A 19,966-nucleotide genomic window follows, 5' to 3' on the forward strand; every position below is an offset into this window, starting at 1 on the left:
CTCGTGTTTATTCGACAAATACAAAGATGTTTTCTTGTCAATTGACGTAAAACGTCGAAAAGTAGAGTGAATTGGAGAAAAATTGAGATAATCGTGAATATTTATTATTTTTTTAAATTTTTAAAGGATTTTTCATTGCATTGTCGAAACTTTCAGTTAGAATAAAATTAAAGGAAAATTGTACTGAGGAGGAAGTTTGTGTGGTAAAGAAAATAAAAGTTTGTTTAGTGGATGATAACCGCGAGCTCGTTTCGCTTTTAGAGGAATATTTATCCAATCAGGATGATATAGAAGTAATCGGTGTTGCCTACAATGGTCAAGAATGCTTGGATTTTTTAGAAGATCATGATCCTGATGTACTTGTATTAGATATTATCATGCCGCATTTAGATGGTTTAGCGGTGTTAGAGAGAATGCGTGATTTACATAAAGCAACATTCCCTAATGTAATTATGCTGACAGCATTTGGCCAAGAGGATGTAACGACAAAAGCTGTTGAACTTGGTGCTTCTTATTTTATCTTAAAGCCATTTGATATGGAAAATCTCGTTAACCATATTCGTCAAGTATCAGGCAAGGCGGCAGCGATTACGAAGCGTCCAATCATAACAAGAGCAGCTGCAGTAGCTGAGCCAAAAACAAAAAGCCTTGATGCAAATATTACAAGTATTATTCATGAAATTGGGGTTCCAGCGCATATCAAAGGGTATTTGTATTTACGTGAGGCTATTTCCATGGTCTATAACGATATCGAGCTTCTAGGCTCAATTACAAAGGTTTTATATCCAGATATTGCCAAAAAGTATAATACAACCGCAAGCCGAGTAGAGCGGGCCATCCGCCATGCGATTGAAGTGGCATGGAGCCGTGGTAATATTGATTCCATCTCTAACCTTTTCGGTTATACAGTTAGCATGTCAAAAGCAAAACCTACGAATAGTGAGTTCATCGCGATGGTCGCCGATAAATTACGACTGGAGCATATGGCCTCATAGATTGGATACCATCTTAAATGAATAAGTGATTTATAAGTCATAGGCTGCTGTTATTTGGCAGTCTTTTTTATGAGCTGTTTTTAAGCAAATATTATCATTGAAGTATCTCCTTTAGTGCGTTAAAATTATAGAAATGTGAGGGTAAAGTTATAATTTTATGAAATAGGTGGTTGGAGAGAATGAAAGTTGCAAAATTCGGTGGAACTTCGATGGCAAGTGCTGAACAATTATTAAAAGTAGCAAATATTATAAAAGCAGATCAAGATAGAAAAATTGTTGTCGTCTCTGCTCCTGGAAAAAGGTTTAAAGCAGACACAAAGACGACTGATTTATTGATTGCCTTAGGCGAAAGCTGCCTAAAAGGTAATAATATAGATGAACAATTAACAGAGGTTATTGGGCGCTATCAGCAAATCGCCGTGGACCTCCATTTAGTAAATGGGATTATTGATGAAATTTCAGCTAACTTATATGAGCTTGTTCAATTAGATAAAACAAATGAAGCACGTTTTATGGATTGCCTAAAAGCTAGTGGTGAAGATAACAGTGCGAAGCTGTTTGCTGCATACTTAAATTCAATTGGGGTAGCCGCTCTTTATGTTAATCCTAAAGAAGCAGGTATTGTCGTAACAGATGATCCTGGTAATGCGCAAACATTGCCTGTGACATATGAAAATCTTAAAAAATTAAAAGAACGCAACGAAGTATTAGTGATCCCAGGTTTCTTCGGGTTTTCACCTGAAGGAAATCTTGTCACATTTTCAAGAGGAGGGTCAGACATTACAGGATCAATCGTAGCAGCGGGAGTTGATGCGAAGCTTTATGAGAATTTCACGGACGTTGATTCTGTTTATGTGGCAAATCCTAATATCGTGGAAAATCCAAAAGAAATTAAAGAATTAACATATAAAGAAATGCGGGAATTGTCTTATGCTGGTTTTTCCGTTTTTCATGATGAAGCATTAATCCCGGCATTCCGTGCTGGTATACCTGTTTGTATTAAAAATACAAATAATCCTTCCGCACCCGGCACATTAATTGTGGCTGAAAGAGACTATACAGGAGAACCTGTTGCGGGAATTGCCAGTGATTCGGGCTTTTGCAGCATTTACGTAAGTAAATATTTAATGAACCGGGAAATCGGCTTTGGTCGTCGTTTATTGCAAATTTTAGAAGATGAAGGAATTTCTTATGAGCATATGCCATCAGGAATTGATGATACATCTGTCATTCTTCACGAAAATCAATTAAGCAAAGAAAAAGAACGACGTGTATTAGACCGTATTAAAACGGAGTTAGAGGTAGACCAAATTTCTATCCGCCATAATCAAGCAGTTATTATGGTTGTTGGTGAAGGGATGACAAGCTTTGTTGGAATCTCTGCTAGGGCGACGGGAGCATTTGCCCGTGCTGGTGTGAATATTGAAATGATTAACCAAGGCTCCTCAGAAGTAAGCATGATGTTTGCTGTTGCTGAGTCAGATGCACCAAAGGCGATCCGTGCTTTGTATAATGAGTTTTTTGTGCATACAAAAGAAGAGGAAATTCCACTCGTATTGGAAGTAAATTAATCAAAAAGGTCGTTAGCACGAACTCGCTAACGACCTTTTTGATTTTGAAATCTCGGCTGGAGCTTCTTTCTTTTTTTATCGCGATAAAATATGAATCCTGCTACAAAAACAAGCCCGAACAAAAATAAGAGTAGACCAATTAAAAATTGCAGCCAAAAAAACGGGATATGAAATTGTGGAATAGCAAAAATGGTATCACGCATTAACTTAAACCCTAACACTGCAAGTATTCCAGGAACTGCAACAACTAATAAAGCTAGAAAGCGGCGCATAAAAATTTCCTTTCAATAATATCGAATTCATTAATAAACTAAGTATAACATGGAGAATGGAAAGAATTAAGATGGAAATATTGCTTTTTTTGCCGTTGTTAGAGATGATAATAAAAATATATTAAAAAAATTTGCGTGATTATTTTATTCCGCAATGAGCAAATCCCATTTGAACTGAATTAAATAGTAATAAAGAGAATAAAACTAATAAAGCGCTTACATTAATCGTTTAAAACAATTTTTGCAAGGAGGAACTATGAATGGAAATTTTTAAATATATGGAGAAGTATGATTATGAGCAATTAATTTTTTGCCAAGATCAACAGTCTGGCTTAAAAGCGATTATATGTATTCATGATACAACACTTGGCCCAGCACTTGGCGGTACGCGCATGTGGTCGTATGATTCAGAGGAAGCAGCGATTGAAGATGCACTTCGTCTAGGTAGAGGAATGACTTACAAGAATGCGGCTGCAGGGCTAAACTTGGGTGGGGGAAAAACCGTCATCATCGGCGACTCTCGCCAAGATAAAAATGAAGGGATGTTCAGGGCTCTCGGTAGATATATTCAAGGATTAAATGGCAGATACATTACTGCAGAAGATGTAGGAACAACGGTTGCTGATATGGATATCATCCATGAGGAAACGGATTATGTAACAGGCATTTCCCCAGCTTTTGGCTCCTCAGGCAATCCCTCTCCAGTTACAGCCTATGGTGTCTATCGCGGTATGAAGGCTGCAGCAAAGGAAGCTTTTGGTACAGATTCGCTTGAGGGCAAAACCATCGCCGTTCAGGGAGTAGGAAACGTCGCCTATACTCTTTGTCGTTATTTACATGAAGAAGGTGCGCGTCTTATTGTGACTGATATTAATAAAAAAGCTGTCGAGCATGCTGTTCATGATTTTGCGGCAAAAGCCGTTGACCCAACTGATATTTATAGTGTAGCTTGTGATATTTATGCACCATGTGCGTTAGGGGCGACAATTAACGATCAAACGATTCCGCAAATAAAGGCCAAAGTGATTGCAGGCTCTGCGAATAACCAATTAAAAGAGGAGCGCCATGGTGAAAAATTACATGAGCTTGGTATAATCTATGCACCAGATTATGTTATCAATGCTGGCGGCGTAATTAATGTTGCTGATGAACTTCATGGCTATAATCAAGATCGGGCTATGAAAAAAGTAGAACTGATTTACGATAACATAACAAGAGTCATTGAGATATCGAAACGTGATGGCATTCCAACTTATAAAGCTGCGGACCGGCTGGCCGAGGAGCGGATTGAAAAAATACGAAACTCTCGCAGTCAATTTTTGCAAAATGAAAAGCATATATTAAGCCGAAAAAACGGATAAAGAAGAAAATAAAATATAACAAATAAAAATTTAAGTATAAATTGTGAACATCATGACCCTTAAAAGGAGAAGAAACAAAGGATTATAGTATATAATAGTGATACTAGTCTTGGTTTTAATTTAAGCTACGGATTTTGCAGAATAGGGGGAGAAATAATGGCAACAGAATACGATCTTGTCATACTTGGAGGAGGAACTGGGGGTTATGTTGCAGCAATAAGAGCTGCCCAACTAGGATTAAAGACAGCAATTGTTGAAAAAGGAAAGCTTGGGGGAACGTGTTTGCACAAAGGCTGCATCCCTAGTAAAGCATTATTAAGAAGTGCAGAAGTTTATGCGACGGCTAAACGCAGTGAGGAATTTGGGGTATTCGCTTCAGACGTTAAGCTGGATTTTAGTAAGGTACAAGAACGAAAACAAAAAATAATCGACCAATTACTGCGTGGCATAGAGTTTTTAATGAAGAAAGGAAAAATTGATGTTTATGCTGGGATTGGCCGGATTCTAGGACCTTCGATTTTTTCACCAACAGCTGGGACGGTTTCAGTTGAGATGAATAACGGTGCTGAAAATGAAATGCTCATCCCAAAAAACGTGATTATTGCAACGGGTTCTAGACCTAGAACTTTGCCGGGTTTAGATGTAGATGGGAACTATGTGATGACATCTGATGAAGCGCTGGCGATGGAAAAACTGCCAAACTCCATTATTATTGTCGGCGGTGGTGTAATCGGTGTTGAATGGGCCTCGATGCTATCAGACTTTGGTGTTGATGTGACTATTTTAGAATATGCGGACCGTATTTTGCCAACGGAAGACCAGGAAATTTCTAAAGAAATGCAAAGAATTATGAAGAAGAAAAAAATTAAAATCGTTACAAATGCGAAAGTGCTCCCAGAAACAGTTGAGAAAACAAGTGGAGTAACAATTGCAGCTGAAGTGAAAGGTGAACAAAAAACCTTTTCAGCAGACACAATGCTAGTCTCTGTTGGCCGCGAAGCAAATGTTGAGGATATCGGCTTGCAAAATACGTCTATAGAAATAGAAAAAGGCTTTATTAAAACAAACGAGTTTTATCAAACAAAAGAATCCCATATTTATGCGATAGGTGATGTGATTGGCGGCCTGCAGCTTGCCCATGTGGCTTCGCATGAAGGGATTGTCGCTGTTGAACATTTAAGAGGAGAAAATCCAAGCCCACTTAACTATTCTTTCATTTCTAAATGCGTCTATTCAAATCCTGAAGTGGCAAGCGTTGGCTTTACTGAGGAAGAAGCAAAAGCAAAAGGCTATAACGTGAAAACTGGTAAATTTATGTTTAAAGCGATCGGAAAAGCGCTCGTTTACGGGGAATCGGATGGTTTTGTTAAGCTTGTTGCGGACAGTGATACAAATGACCTTTTAGGTGCTCATATGATTGGGCCGCATGTTACCGATATGATTTCCGAAGCAGGACTTGCAAAAGTTCTTGATGCAACCCCTTGGGAAATTGCGCATACAATTCACCCTCATCCTAGTTTGTCTGAAGCCATTGGAGAAGCAGCATTGGCAGTTGATGGAAAAGCTATTCACGCCTAGGACAAGAGAGGAGCTAGAGACTAATTAACTCTTTTAAAAGGAGGAAGCGCATATGGCAGAAAATCGCCATCAAGCACTCGGGTTAAGTGATGAAACTGTATTAGAAATGTTTGAAATGATGGTTTTAGCCCGGAAAATTGATGAACGGATGTGGCTATTAAATCGTGCTGGTAAAATACCATTTGTTGTTTCTTGTCAAGGTCAAGAAGCTGCCCAAGTTGGGGCTGCCTTTGCCTTAGATAAAAATAAAGATTATGTTTTACCATATTACCGTGATTTAGGAGTTGTGCTTACGTTTGGAATGACAGCAAAGGACATCATGCTTTCAGGCTTTGCCAAAGCAGAGGATCCTAACTCCGGAGGACGGCAAATGCCTGGTCATTTCGGCCAGAAGAAAAATAGAATCGTAACTGGGTCTTCACCAGTAACAACTCAAGTACCACATGCTGTTGGGTTTGCTTTAGCGGGAAAGATGGAAGGCAAAGATTTAGTAGCTTTCGTAACCTTTGGAGAAGGCTCTTCCAATCAAGGTGATTTCCATGAAGGGGCTAACTTTGCGGGTGTTCACAAGCTGCCGGTTATTTTTATGTGCGAGAATAATAAATATGCTATTTCTGTTCCAATTGAAAAACAATTATCATGTGAAAAAGTCTCAGATCGGGCAATTGGTTACGGGATGCCAGGAGAAACAGTGGATGGCAATGACCCACTAACTGTATATGAAGCAGTAAAAAGAGCGGCAGATAGAGCGAGGAGTGAGGAAGGACCTTCCCTGATTGAAACCGTTTCTTATCGCTTAACGCCACATTCAAGTGATGATGATGATCGGGCCTATCGTTCACGTGAAGAGGTGGAGGAGTCTAAGAAAAGAGATCCAATCATAACTTTCGCTTTCTATTTAAAAGAGGTAGGTCTTCTGTCTGATGAATTAGAAAACGCAATCTACGAGAAGGTCCAGTCCATCGTCGATGAAGCGACTGAATATGCTGAAAGCGCTCCATATGCAGAACCGGAACATGCTTTAAAATATGTGTACGGAGATTAAGGGGGATTATTTCATATGGCGATAAAGTCATACATCGAAGCAGTTACAAGTGCGCTTTACGAAGAAATGAAGCGGGATGAAAGGGTATTTGTGTTAGGGGAGGATGTTGGCAAAAAGGGCGGTGTTTTTAAAGCGACGTTAGGCCTTTATGAAGAGTTTGGTGAAATGCGGGTCATCGATACCCCCTTAGCTGAATCTGCAATCGTTGGGGTCGGAATCGGGGCAGCGATGTACGGTCACCGTCCTGTCGCCGAAATTCAGTTTGCTGATTTTATAATGCCGGCTATCAACCAAATTATTTCTGAAGCAGCGAAAATACGCTACCGCTCTAATAATGATTGGAACTGTCCTTTAGTCATTCGTGCACCATATGGAGGGGGAGTACATGGTGCCCTTTATCACTCCCAATCTGTTGAGGCTCTTTTTGCCAATCAGCCGGGCTTAAAAATTGTGATGCCTTCCACACCATATGATGTAAAAGGCTTGCTAAAAGCGGCTATCCGCGATGATGACCCTGTTCTCTTTTTTGAACATAAACGGGCCTACCGCCTAATTAAAGGGGAGGTTCCAGATGATGATTATGTGTTGCCAATTGGAAAAGCAGATGTCAAGCGTGAAGGAGAAGACATTACGGTCATCACATATGGGTTATGTGTTCATTTTGCTCTCGAAGCTGCCGAAAGGCTAGCAATGAATGGTATTTCCGTTCATGTCCTTGATCTTCGCACTGTGTATCCATTAGATCAAGAAGCGATTATGGAAGCCGCTTCGAAAACAGGCAAAGTTTTATTAGTGACAGAGGACAATAAAGAAGGCAGCATTCTCAGTGAAGTGGCGGCCATTATTGCTGAGCGTTGCTTATTTGATATGGATGCACCAATCATGCGTCTTGCTGGTCCAGAAATACCAGCGATGCCATATGCACCGACAATGGAAAAGTTTTTTATGGTAAATCCAGAAAAGATAGAAAAAGCGATGAGAGAGCTAGCGGAATACTAAAAGCAAAGGGGGCTTTAGGTGTGGCTTTAGAAAAGATTACAATGCCCAAGCTGGGTGAAAGTGTACACGAAGGCACAATAAGTACATGGTTAGTCAAGCCTGGTGCGAGTGTAAAAAAATATGATCCACTTGCGGAAGTGCAAACAGATAAAGTTGTTGCTGAAATTCCTTCCTCCTTTGCAGGAGTGGTTAAAGACATTATTGCAAAGGAAGGGGAAACATTGGCTGTCGGTGAATTAATTTGCACCATTGAAACAGAAGATAATGGCGAAAACGAACAGCATCAAATTACCAGTATACAAAATGTGGCAAGTCCTTCGTCGCCATTTGCTCAACTAAATGTGGAACAGCCGAACAAGTATCGTTATTCCCCTGCTGTTTTGAAAATGTCACAAGAACATAATATAAATCTTGAACTTGTGAACGGCACGGGCAAGGGAGGACGCATAACGAGGAAGGATTTGCAAAAGCTGATTGATTCTGGGAATCTAAGCATGCAGAATGCAAGTATGGAACAAACGAAGGAAGCAAGCAGAACGATTGAAGCGAGCAAAATCACTGAATCAAGAGAAACAATCCCTGTGATAGCAGCCAATACTATCTTACAAGCAGAAGGACATATGGGAGATATCGAGATCCCTGTCACAGCAGTACGAAAGGCCATTGCTACCAACATGGTTCGCTCAAAACATGAAATCCCGCATGCATGGACAATGGTTGAAGTCGATGTAACCGATTTAGTTGTTTACCGTGACTCCGTAAAGGATGATTTTAAGAAAAAAGAAGGGTATGCTTTAACATACTTTGCCTTCTTTGTGAAAGCAGTTGCTACAGCCCTTACTGAGTATCCAATCATCAATTCAACATGGGCTGGGGACAAAATCATTCAAAAGAAAGATATCAATATTTCAATTGCTGTGGCAACCGAAGATGCACTTTATGTTCCAGTGATAAAAAATGCGGATGAAAAAACAATTAAAGGAATTGCACATGAAATACACGATTTGGCCCAAAAGGTGCGTGCAGGCAAACTCACACAAGCTGATATAGAGGGCGGAACCTTTACAGTGAATAATACAGGCTCGTTTGGCTCTGTGCAGTCCATGGGAATTATTAATTATCCACAAGCGGCAATTTTACAAGTGGAAGCAATCGTCAAACGTCCAGTCATCATGAATGGCGGCATGTTTGCAGCAAGAGATATCGTGAACCTTTGCATGTCACTTGATCATCGCGTTTTAGACGGTCTTGTCTGTGGTCGTTTCTTAAAAAGAGTCAAAGAAATTTTGGAAAATATCTCGAAAGAAAATACATCGATTTATTAAAGCAAAGAGGTTGCCGCGGCAGCCTCTTTGTGCGACGGGCAGTCGCATAGAGTGTCTATGTCAGCACTCTTCTTTTCGGCTTGCTAGCAGTCAAAGCACGAACGGAGGGAATGAGTATCATTTTTCGGCGAAAAAAAAGAATCCAGTCTTTAAACCAGATTCCTCTTTATTTATTTCTAGTAAATGAAATAGAAACCTCTTTCCATCCACGACATGGAAATACGGTTCTTGTGTTCCAACGCTAGAGGCTTTGATTACTCATGGCGAAAATTAGGAACATCAAAACGTTCGGTTCTGTAAGGGGCTCAGGGTGAAATCCTCTGGGCCTACTCGACTAAGTCCTCGCCTAATCAGATGGGGACTAGGTTATTATTTAGGTAACTTGTTAAAAGCAATGAAAGCAACTGGTAAAGTTGTTGACCAAGGTAGCAGTTGGTCTAAGGTGTTAGTATCTGTATTAAAACGAAACCATAATAAAAATAGGCAAAATAGCAAACCAAATAAGATGTGACAGATTGATGACAGCATAGGTTAAAGTAATCGCACTAATAACAACATTCGTTTTCTTTAGCTGCACGTTGGACGCAAATTGCGCACGGTAGTATACATATAACAACACAATCGCAGGTAATATAACTTTTAAATTAACACTTGTAACTGGATCCTGTACGGCTGATGTCATAAAGAAATTTGCCTCAATGTAATAGCCAGTACTAAGAAGTAAAATCGTAAATACAATATCTGTTATATTTAGTAAATAAAGCATCCATAGTTTACTTTTTATAGTGTCAAGTGAATAGTCTTTAATAAAAGTAACCACTTGCATCACCTCCATTGAATTATTATACAAAATAATTGGAAAATAAATGTGATGAAAAATTGACAAATTATTTTCCTCTATTATTATGTCTAGTATCATGGATTATTATACTTTAGCAAAAGCAAAAGCCGTTTCGGAATTAGACTCCGAAGCGGCTTTTGAATAAAATTCGTTGAATTTGTTAGTTGACTTTATAAGATTGTAAAATCTGTTGAGCAAGTGGCTTCCACTCATCCGATAATTCCTCAGTGCAGTTAAATGTAGCCACTAGCAATTGACCATCCAGCTCAGTAAAGAACATAAGATTGTATATATTTGTATCTAGGGCAGGTGTTATCAATTCGAATACCCCGACGTTTTTACCATTAATTGTTGTCATTTCATCCCTATACCATGTTGCATCAGGGTAAGCACTTTCAAGGCCTGCTTTTAAAGTAGGTTTAGCTTGTTCGATTTCGCTATCTTCAATCGGTGTCGTTGTATGATTAAACGCAATATTAACCTCTCCTTCATTATCTGTATAAACCAATGTTGGAGGATTTCCTTGAGGGTATTTGATAGCTATCATTTCTTCTGACATAACTTCAAAATCCTTTGGAATTAAGATTTCTACTCTATCAGATAATACTTTTTTAGATTTTAACTTATCACTAATTGTAGTAGCGTTGGAATCTGTTTCTGTTGTAGCAGGTTCCGTTTTTTGATCTTCGTTACTAGTGGATGCTTCACTTTGTTTCGCGGGTTCTGTTTTCACTGATTCGTTTGAGCAAGCAGTAATAACCATCATAGAAAGTAAAAAAAATATTGCAAAAAATTTAGTCATTCTTTAAATCTCCTACCTTTTTATATAATTTTACTAAAAATAGTAATATATGTATAATGTTATCATAATTTGTCTAAAGGGTAAACAAAAAATCCCTGAATGGGGAAATAATGCCCATTTTTACTTTTTATAAAACTAGTATTCTTAAAATCAGGGGATATATTTTTGTGTTTATATAGAATACTCTGTAGGAGGATTAATTTATGGATAAAGAAATAAAAAACCTATGGATATCTATCTTGAGACATCCGTATTTAACGTTTGAAGCATTGAGCGATCAAAATATTAAAAGATGGCATATGTTTATTATCTCATACGTTGTTGGAACAACGAGTATATTAACAAGGTTTTATTTAAAAAATGCCAGTGAATACTTGTCTCTTTCTAGCATTATTATTATTGCTATCTTACTAGGACCTATTTCAGGGTATATTAGACTTATAATTGGTGCATTTTTAGCAAAAATAATTGGAAAGCTTTTTAAAGGGAAAGCCACATACGATCAGATGCTGATTGTAAATGTATGGTCTTCAGTACCAATAATCTTGACAATCCCAATATGGGTAATTGAAATCATTGTGTTTGGTCCAAGTCTTTTTACAGAGGATCCTTACAACTCGATTTCTAATTGGACTATGGGGTTCCTTTTTATTGCTCTTTCTTTTATTGAATTTTTGTTAGAGGTATGGAGTTTTATCATTTTTACTATAGGTTTTTGTAAATATCATGAATTTAAAAAAATAAAATACTTATTTTACATACTCAATGCTTTATTTTTAGGTATCCTTACTCTTTTTATTGTTGCAACAACCTATGTAGACATAGATACTATCCAATTTAATAAAAATGTGAATCAAGAAAATTATGATGTCTTGCTGGATGAGGTTAATGAGAAATTAGAGAAAACACCCGATAATATAGAACTTCAGAATGAAAAGGCTTTTCTTTTAATAAGTAATGGCGAGTTAAAAAAGGGGCTGAACCTAATAGACCTCATTTTAAAAAAGGACCCTGTAAATGATACAGCTTTAAATAACAAAGGATGGGCATTAAATGAACTAGGTCGCTATGAAGAGGCGGTTCAGGTGTTGAAAAAAAGCCTTTCAATTGAACCGAATGATGCTTACGAATATAACAATCTTGGTAATGCTTTTTTAAATCTAGAAGAATATGAAAGTGCAATAGATGCTTACGAATCAGTGATTGAATTTGGAGTTACAAAAGACTTTGAGGACGTTTACTATGGACTAGGGGTCGCCTATTATTATATAGAATATTATGAAGAATCGGTTAATAACTTGCAAAAATATCTAACGTTTGTTCCTAAGGACATTAATACCTATTGGTACATGGTTTATGCCTACGATGAAAGCAAAAAAACGCAAAATGCTATTGACACTGTTGATAAGATTATAAAAATAGATCCATCAGATATTGAGGCTTATACATACAAAGGCGATATTTTGCTCTATAGTTATAATGAAGTAGAGGCTTTAAAGGTATATGAGGAAATCATTGAAATGTTCCCTGAAGATCCTCATGGATATTACGGAAAAGCCCAAGTTTTATCTTTACAAAATAAATCAACAGAAGCTATTTCCTATCTAAGAGCGTCATTTTCATTTGATCCTTATTATAGCGAATATGCTTTTACAGACCCGGTGTTTGATCCTATAAGAGAAAGTGAAGCATTTGAGGAACTTATTTCTGAATTTAGCGAGGAATATAACTATATAGAGAAGTACCTGTGAGAAATCTCCCACGGCCATGTCATAATAATATCCACCACTAGGGTAAATTTGTTGTATACGTAACAATAAATATCAGAACAAAAGAACTAGAATAGAAGAATTGGAGAGCCAGTGGTAATAGAGCCGCTGCTCTCCTTTTTTTAATTGTTGCCGGTATAGGAGCGATTTGGGGCTTTGTAAGGAAAAAGAAAAACAATTCGGAAACTGCGGATCAATCAATGGATGATAATATAAGAAAAAATGAACTTTTTTAACATGCAATGACTCTTATATGTGAGAGAGGTGAAAGCATGAATATTGTTAAATTAGTGAAAAAAGCGAAAAAGGGCAGTAAAGAAGCATTACTCCAACTAATTATGGCTGAAAAAGATGCTTATTATCGGCTTGCTTTCACCTACATGGGGAATTCGCATGATGCGATGGATGCAATGGAGGAAATGATTGTTACATTATATGAAAAGATTGATCAACTAAAGAAGGAAGAAGCTTTTTATAGCTGGAGCAAAACGATTTTAGTGAATCATTGTAAATCATTGCTTCGTAAGCAAAAAAAGCTGGTGTTTTTGGATGATTTGGATTCAACGAATGAGCGGGACATTGAACATGCTGTGGATACGGATCCTCATACAAGTAGTGATCAACAAATGGATATTCAACAGCTTCTCTTCCATTTAAATGAACATCAGAAAGAAGCGATTCAATTAAAATATTTTCATGATCTCGACTACCAAACTATCGCTGTTATCACAAATGTTTCAATTGGTACCGTTAAATCAAGAATTTTTCAAGGATTGAAAAAGCTTAGAGAACATTATCGAGGTGATGGGAATGAATAATATTGAGAAACGATTAGCTGAAGAGAAGGAGCGCATCGATTCAATCACAGCACCGGAAGAAGTAGAAATGAGATTAAGCAGGGCTCTTAAGAAAATTCCTCCAAAAAGAAAGAAACTTATAGCACCTATTTTGAAAATTGCAGTAGCCTTATTTTTTGTGGCCATTATTAGTTATCAATACAATGCTTTAGCTTTTTATGGAAAGAAACTAATCGGATTTGACGAAGTGATGACAGGTACGTTGCAACAACTTAATGAAGAAGGTAAGGGACAAATTGTAGAAAAAAAGATAGTACTTGAAGACGGAACAAATTTTATCATTAATGGGATTATGACCGATGCCAATCAATTGGTGATGTATTACACAGTAGCTAATCCAAAGGGAGTAGATTATTTCTCTAGCGACCCTTTTTCAGGTTCGAGAATCACTGGTTTTTTAACAAACTCGAATAGAGGCGGAGGTTGGGCATCAATAAATGAGAATCAAGCAGAGATAAAAGGAACGATGTCGTTTGATCCAGTAAGTCCATTCTCAAAAAAATTGACGTTCCACTATTGGCAACATCAACAGAACGGCCAAATGAAAGAAGAAAGTGTTACGTTTCCTTATAATCCAAACAAAGCGATGCAAACCGAAGTGAAACAGCGGATAAAGAAAACATTGAAAGTTGACAAAGGGACGATTACGTTCGATTCGATAACAGCTACACCAACGATGACAGTCATTGCTGGGACGTTAAATGTTAAGAATTTTGATAGAGTGCACTCCGCCTTGTTTGGGGTTGAATTGATTGCAAATGGTGTACCTGTAGAAACACTCGGTAGTGGCAGTAGCTCATCATTTATGGGCACTAGGTTTGATATCCGTTACGATCGATTGCCTAAACCGTTAAAATCACTTGAATTAGTTATGAAAGAGTTTGTAGGCTATCAAGTGCTTGGAGAAAAGATTCCCCTTATTTCCGCAGGTACTGATGAACGGATTGCTCTTAATGGGAAGGAACTATGGGTGAAGGATGTGTCTGCGACATCACGAGGAGTTGAGATTACAATTGCTACGGATCAGGACGTAATGCTTGATGGTGTTTCTATTGAAATTCAAAACGAATCAATCCCATTAACAACGACAGTAAACCAAAATCTTATTAAGAAAGAAAACGGACAGGAATTGAAAGAGCGCACGCTGTTATTTGACACAAAAGAAAAGCCAGAATACTTACTAATTAGAGGGATGCACTACATGAAACAGTATAATAAAAAAATTGTGATTCCAGTTAGTTAAAAAAGAGTCGTTTTATTATTGACGAGTTTGTATTAACTTTTTGCTTGCTAATACCAAGCTGATTGTTAGCAAACTCGTCAATTGTTTGAAAAATTGGGGATATTTTCACCCTTCATTTTCCCTATAAAATCGTTCACCTGTTTCTGGGTTGTAGTAAACAGTTAATTTTTTGTTTGTTGTAGGATCGAAAGATACTTCGTTCGTGCGGATAAAGCCGTCAGGAACGTTCTTGCCGTGTTTTGTTTTAAAACGACGGTCCCAAATGTACCAAGAAAAAATAATAATGACGACGATAATGATGAACTGTATACCATAAAAGCCAATAATCCATGCCATTATCTTATACCGGTTCTACGACTACAGCTGTACCGTATGCAATGATTTCACTCATATTTTGGCCGATTTCACCAGAATCAAAGCGCATCATTACAATGGCATTGGCTCCCATTGAATTTGCGTTTTTAACCATTCGATCGATTGCTTGTTTTCGTGCATCTTCTAGCATTTCAGTATATTGGTTAATTTCTCCGCCTACGAGTCCCTTTAAGGAAGCCACAATATCTTTTCCGAGACCACGTGCACGGACCGTTAATCCGAATACAGGTCCTTTAATTTCAATGACTTTGTGATTGACAATATTTTCTGTTGTTACAATAATCATCCCGATATCACTCCAATTGTGTAATCTATATCACTACATAGTATTATTCTAGAGTTTTGTTCATATGCCTGCAACAAGTAGTTGAAAAATGGAAAATGTGACATAATAGTAGCAGGAGTAAAATGATAATGATAAAATTCTACAAATTATTGCTTAAACAACATTTTCAGCAAATTGCATTATTGATACATCGATTTATTTATAATACTATATAATTAGGCTTCAATTTTTTAGAAAATTTAAAAATAAAAGTAAGCTAACTTTCTAGGAAAGGGGTAGAGGTATCTCCTTGTTGAGATGAAAAATTATGAAAACAGAAAAAGAAACGAAGTTTGACTTAACCCAATTTTGTGAATTTCCTTTTCCTGATATCGAAGAGTGGAAGGAAACAGCTGAACAGTCGTTAAAAGGAAAACCGTTTGAAACCTTATTAACAAATACATATGAAGGAATTCAGTTAAAACCTTTATATGTAAAAAAGGATGTTGAAGGTCTAGAGCATATGAATGACCTTCCAGGTGAAGGATCATTCGTAAGAGGAACAGACTATTTGCGTAATTCAGCTAAAGCATGGGACATTGCCCAAGAAATAACAGGTGGAAGTCCTAAAGCTTTTAATGAGGCAGTTATTCAAGATGTCGAGCGTGGACAAACAATGGTAAATTTAGCTGTCGATGAAGCGACAAAAAGAGGCTATGATCCAGATGAAGCAGGAGAAGAGCTTATTGGCTTAAACGGTGTCCCCGTTTCCACAATGAAGGACTTAGAAGCTGCATTAGCAGGCATTGACCTTAAAGAACACCGCTTATTTATGCAAACAGGGATTAGTACACTTCCTTTATATGCTAGCTTTATTGCATTGATGAAGAAACAAAATAATCGCATTCACGATCTAGAAGCGTATATCGGTGTAGATCCAATTGGCTCAATTGCTGCTACTGGAAGTTCTCAACTTGGAATAAAACGACTATATAATGCAATGGCACAGTTAACAAAATGGTCAAATGAGAACACACCAAATATTAAGACCATTTATGTTCAAGGTGAGGTTTATCATAATGCTGGCGCAAGTGCTACCGAAGAATTAGCTTTCGCTCTTGCAACAGCAGTTGAATATATTTCTGAGATGGTAGAGCGTGGTTTAACAATTGATGAAATTGCTAAACAAATATATTTTTCATTTGCTGTGGGCTCAAATGTTTTTATGGAAATTGCCAAGCTTCGTGCAGCAAGACTGTTATGGTCAAAAATTGTTGAGAGCTTCGGTGGCAGTAAAGATGCGCAAAAAATGTATATCCATGCCCGCACATCAAGCTGGACAAAAACAGTTTATGACCCATATGTGAATATGCTACGCACGACAACAGAGGCATTTGCTGGAGCTGTTGGTGGTGCTAACAGCATGCATGTTTCTCCATTTGATGAAGCAATTCGAGCAAGCGACACATTCTCACGCCGCATCGCTCGCAACACGCAAATTATTTTACAAGAAGAATCATATTTGAACAAAATCGTTGACCCTGCAGGCGGCTCTTGGTATGTAGAGTCACTGACAGATGCAGTTGCCAAAAAAGCTTGGGAGCTTTTCCAAGAGATTGAAAAGAATGGCGGCATGTATGAAGCGTTAAAAGCTGGTTTAATACAGCAAATCATTTCTAAAACAGCTAATAAAAAGAAAAATAACATAGAAAATCGTAAGGACCGTATCGTTGGCACGAATATGTATCCTAATTTAGATGAGAAACCGCTACAAGTTAGAGAAGTCTTCGAAGATGCTAAAGCTGTAACGATTGAAGCATGTAAATCTTTAAAGTCCGAAAATCGTGAAAATGTTAAAGCGGCGTTAAGTGAAGCGAAAGCTGCCGTTACAAATGAGGAGCAACTATTACCAGCTCTCATCAATGCAGCAGCAGAAGGTGCTACGGTTGGAGAAATGATTAATCTTTTAGCTGAAAACTGTAAAGGAGCTAAGGTGGACAAGCTTGTTGCTCAGCGCATGTCAGAAGGCTTTGAACAGCTTAGAACAGCTTCTGAAAATTATAAAGAAAAAACAGGTGAATATCCGAAAGTTTTCTTTGTTAATCTTGGACCGATTCCAAAGCATAAAGCGAGGGCTGATTTCTCAGCTAATTTTTTTGCTGCAGGTGGCTTTGAAGCGGTAAGAAACAATGGCTACGAAACTGCAGAAGAAGCAGTTGAAGCTGCTGTTCATTCAGGTTTAAATATCGTTATCATTTGCGGTACGGATGAGCAGTATGAACAATTTGTACCAGCGATTGCAAAAGAACTTAAAAATAAGCGGCAAGATGTTTATATTTTGGTAGCAGGAAAACCAGCTGCTGAGCTTGAACAGCAATATGTTGAAGCTGGCGTTAATGAGTTTATCCACGTTAAATCTAACTGCTATCAAACTCTTGCGAAATTGCAAGAGCGTAAGGGGGTTAACTAAATGAGCAAGAAACCAGATTTTTCGCAAATTCCCTATCAATCAGCACCATCTACTGTTGATGTAGCTACATGGAAAACACAAGTTGAAAACGAGATTGAAGGTTCCTTTGAGGACTTGCTTTTTAATACAAATGAACAAATCAAAGTAAAACCGATGTATTCAAAGGAAGATATTGCTGAAAATGCCTATATGGATTATATGCCGGGTATTACCCCGTATTTAAGAGGTCCATATCCAACGATGTACGTGGCTCGTCCATGGACAGTGCGCCAATACGCAGGGTTTTCGACAGCCGAGGAAAGTAATGCTTTCTACCGCCGCAACTTAGCTGCAGGTCAAAAGGGACTTTCAGTTGCGTTTGACTTGGCAACGCACCGCGGCTATGACTCGGATCATCCACGCGTTGTCGGTGACGTTGGAAAAGCGGGTGTTGCCATTGATTCAATTTTAGATATGAAAATTTTGTTTGACGGTATTCCACTTGATCAAATGTCTGTTTCAATGACAATGAATGGCGCCGTGCTGCCAATTATGGCTTTTTATATCGTGACAGCTGAAGAACAAGGCGTCAAACCAGAACAATTAGCTGGAACAATCCAAAATGATATTTTAAAAGAGTATATGGTACGTAATACGTATATATATCCACCAGAAATGTCAATGAAGATTATTGCTGATATTTTTGAATACACATCACAAAATATGCCTAAATTCAATTCGATTAGTATTTCGGGCTATCATATGCAAGAAGCTGGTGCACCTGCTGATATTGAACTTGCTTATACGCTCGCTGACGGTGTTGATTATGTACGTACAGGTTTAAAAGCTGGGATTGATATTGATAAATTTGCTCCACGCTTATCATTCTTCTGGGCGATTGGTATGAACTATTTTATGGAAGTTGCAAAAATGCGCGCTGGTCGGTTAATTTGGGCAAAATTGATGAAACAGTTTAATCCAAAAAATCAAAAATCGTTAGCATTACGTACCCATTCTCAAACATCAGGATGGAGCTTAACAGAGCAAGATCCATTTAATAATGTTACTCGTACATGTATTGAAGCCATGGCTGCTGCACTTGGTCACACGCAATCATTGCATACAAATGCACTTGATGAAGCGATTGCATTACCAACTGATTTCTCAGCACGTATTGCCCGTAATACACAGCTTTACTTGCAGGATGAAACAGGAATTTGTAATGTTATCGATCCATGGGCAGGCTCATACTATGTTGAATATTTAACAGGTAAGTTAGTTGAACGTGCATGGGCTCATATTGAAGAAATTGAACAATTAGGTGGTATGGCGAAAGCGATTGAAACAGGGCTTCCAAAAATGAGAATTGAAGAAGCAGCAGCACGCCGTCAAGCTCGTATCGATTCTGGCGTAGAATCAATCATTGGGGTCAATAAATACCGCTTAGATAAAGAAGAGCCAATTGATATTTTGGAAGTTGATAATACAGCTGTTCGCCAACAGCAGCTTGAAAGATTAAAAGAACTTCGTGAAAATCGCGATGAGGCTAAAGTTCAAGCGGCACTTGCGGCAATTACGAAAGCAGCGGAAACAGGGGAAGGAAACCTGCTTGCGTTGTCAGTTGATGCTGCTCGCGCTCGTGCATCATTGGGAGAAATTTCTGATGCGATTGAAAAAGTATCTGGCCGTCATAAAGCTACAATCCGTTCGATTAGTGGCGTGTATTCAACTGAATATAGTGATGAAGAAGTTATTAACAGAGTGAAACAAATGACAGATGATTTTGCGGAAAGAGAAGGCCGCCGCCCACGGATTATGGTTGCGAAAATGGGACAGGATGGACATGACCGCGGTGCGAAGGTTGTTGCGACAGCATTTGCTGATTTAGGGTTTGATGTCGATGTCGGCCCACTTTTCCAAACTCCTGAAGAAACGGCATTACAAGCAGTTGAAAATGATGTCCATGTGATTGGCATGAGCTCGCTTGCAGCAGGCCATAAGACATTGTTGCCACAGCTCATTGCAGAATTAACGAAGCTTGGTCGTGAGGATATTATCGTCGTTTGTGGTGGCGTTATTCCTGCGCAAGATTATGATTATTTGAAAGAGCAAGGTGCAACCGCCATCTTCGGTCCGGGAACTGTTATTCCTGTATCCGCACAAAAGGTTATGGAAGAAATTAATCGCCGTATCTTAGAGGCTGAGGATGTGTTTTAATT

17 protein-coding genes are annotated in these 19,966 nt (G+C 38.2%); 12 read left to right on the forward strand and 5 right to left on the reverse strand.

From position 1 onward, the window contains the following. Positions 1-200: 200 nt before the first annotated feature. The gene (gene spo0A / locus GX497_07745) at positions 201-995 is read left to right on the forward strand and encodes a sporulation transcription factor Spo0A (GenBank protein ID HHY73104.1); all 795 of its coding nucleotides are present in this window, start codon (positions 201-203) and stop codon (positions 993-995) included. Between the two features lie 179 nt (positions 996-1,174). Continuing rightward, positions 1,175-2,566 carry an aspartate kinase gene (locus GX497_07750; GenBank protein HHY73105.1) on the forward strand — a complete coding sequence of 464 codons (1,392 nt, stop codon included), beginning with the start codon at positions 1,175-1,177 and terminating at the stop codon, positions 2,564-2,566. A 26-nt stretch (positions 2,567-2,592) separates the two neighbouring features. Here GX497_07750 and GX497_07755 read toward each other — a convergent pair whose 3' ends face one another. Beyond that, on the reverse strand, positions 2,593-2,838 hold the full coding sequence (locus GX497_07755; GenBank protein HHY73106.1) for a DUF2627 domain-containing protein: 246 nt from the start codon (positions 2,836-2,838) through the stop codon (positions 2,593-2,595). Between the two features lie 260 nt (positions 2,839-3,098). On the opposite strand from GX497_07755, the gene GX497_07760 reads away from it, so the two are divergent. The 5 genes from GX497_07760 to GX497_07780 all read left to right on the forward strand — a co-directional run bounded on the left by GX497_07760 (position 3,099) and on the right by GX497_07780 (position 9,146). After that, on the forward strand, positions 3,099-4,199 hold the full coding sequence (locus tag GX497_07760; GenBank protein HHY73107.1) for a Glu/Leu/Phe/Val dehydrogenase: 1,101 nt from the start codon (positions 3,099-3,101) through the stop codon (positions 4,197-4,199). Between the two features lie 156 nt (positions 4,200-4,355). After that, positions 4,356-5,777, forward strand: a complete 1,422-nt coding sequence (lpdA, locus tag GX497_07765) for a dihydrolipoyl dehydrogenase (GenBank protein HHY73108.1) — start codon at positions 4,356-4,358, stop codon at positions 5,775-5,777. A 52-nt stretch (positions 5,778-5,829) separates the two neighbouring features. After that, on the forward strand, positions 5,830-6,822 hold the full coding sequence (locus GX497_07770) for a thiamine pyrophosphate-dependent dehydrogenase E1 component subunit alpha (GenBank protein ID HHY73109.1): 993 nt from the start codon (positions 5,830-5,832) through the stop codon (positions 6,820-6,822). 15 nt (positions 6,823-6,837) lie between these two features. Further along, positions 6,838-7,821 carry an alpha-ketoacid dehydrogenase subunit beta gene (locus tag GX497_07775; protein ID HHY73110.1) on the forward strand — a complete coding sequence of 328 codons (984 nt, stop codon included), beginning with the start codon at positions 6,838-6,840 and terminating at the stop codon, positions 7,819-7,821. Positions 7,822-7,841: 20 nt separating this feature from the next. Next, a complete protein-coding gene (locus tag GX497_07780; GenBank protein HHY73111.1) occupies positions 7,842-9,146 on the forward strand; it encodes a 2-oxo acid dehydrogenase subunit E2 in 1,305 nt (434 codons plus the stop codon). A 457-nt stretch (positions 9,147-9,603) separates the two neighbouring features. On the opposite strand, the gene GX497_07785 is transcribed toward GX497_07780, so the two are convergent. Both GX497_07785 and GX497_07790 read right to left on the reverse strand, forming a co-directional pair. After that, complete coding sequence (locus tag GX497_07785; GenBank protein HHY73112.1) at positions 9,604-9,966, reverse strand: hypothetical protein; 363 nt, start codon at positions 9,964-9,966, stop codon at positions 9,604-9,606. A gap of 181 nt (positions 9,967-10,147) precedes the next feature. Beyond that, positions 10,148-10,789 carry a hypothetical protein gene (locus GX497_07790; protein ID HHY73113.1) on the reverse strand — a complete coding sequence of 214 codons (642 nt, stop codon included), beginning with the start codon at positions 10,787-10,789 and terminating at the stop codon, positions 10,148-10,150. A 203-nt stretch (positions 10,790-10,992) separates the two neighbouring features. Between GX497_07790 and GX497_07795 the strand changes: the two genes are divergently transcribed. From GX497_07795 to GX497_07805, 3 genes are all read left to right on the forward strand, one after another. After that, positions 10,993-12,540, forward strand: a complete 1,548-nt coding sequence (locus GX497_07795) for a tetratricopeptide repeat protein (GenBank protein ID HHY73114.1) — start codon at positions 10,993-10,995, stop codon at positions 12,538-12,540. Positions 12,541-12,830: 290 nt separating this feature from the next. Continuing rightward, the gene (locus GX497_07800; protein HHY73115.1) at positions 12,831-13,376 is read left to right on the forward strand and encodes a sigma-70 family RNA polymerase sigma factor; all 546 of its coding nucleotides are present in this window, start codon (positions 12,831-12,833) and stop codon (positions 13,374-13,376) included. Continuing rightward, the gene (locus tag GX497_07805) at positions 13,369-14,658 is read left to right on the forward strand and encodes a DUF4179 domain-containing protein (GenBank protein HHY73116.1); all 1,290 of its coding nucleotides are present in this window, start codon (positions 13,369-13,371) and stop codon (positions 14,656-14,658) included. The genes GX497_07800 and GX497_07805 overlap by 8 nt, the downstream gene beginning before the upstream one ends. Positions 14,659-14,763: 105 nt before the next feature. Here GX497_07805 and GX497_07810 read toward each other — a convergent pair whose 3' ends face one another. Together GX497_07810 and GX497_07815 are read right to left on the reverse strand one after the other, a co-directional pair. Beyond that, positions 14,764-14,994: a hypothetical protein gene (locus tag GX497_07810; GenBank protein ID HHY73117.1), complete on the reverse strand. Its 231-nt coding sequence runs from the start codon at positions 14,992-14,994 to the stop codon at positions 14,764-14,766. A 4-nt stretch (positions 14,995-14,998) separates the two neighbouring features. Continuing rightward, a complete protein-coding gene (locus GX497_07815) occupies positions 14,999-15,319 on the reverse strand; it encodes a YbjQ family protein (protein ID HHY73118.1) in 321 nt (106 codons plus the stop codon). Between the two features lie 307 nt (positions 15,320-15,626). Here GX497_07815 and GX497_07820 point away from each other — a divergent pair, with 307 nt between their 5' ends. Both GX497_07820 and scpA read left to right on the forward strand, forming a co-directional pair. After that, the gene (locus tag GX497_07820) at positions 15,627-17,768 is read left to right on the forward strand and encodes a methylmalonyl-CoA mutase (GenBank protein ID HHY73119.1); all 2,142 of its coding nucleotides are present in this window, start codon (positions 15,627-15,629) and stop codon (positions 17,766-17,768) included. Next, a complete protein-coding gene (gene scpA, locus GX497_07825) occupies positions 17,769-19,964 on the forward strand; it encodes a methylmalonyl-CoA mutase (GenBank protein ID HHY73120.1) in 2,196 nt (731 codons plus the stop codon). The last annotated feature ends 2 nt before the right edge of the window (positions 19,965-19,966 follow it).

The organism is Bacillus sp. (in: firmicutes), assembly GCA_012842745.1.
Taxonomy (GTDB): domain Bacteria; phylum Bacillota; class Bacilli; order Bacillales; family Bacillaceae_J; genus Schinkia.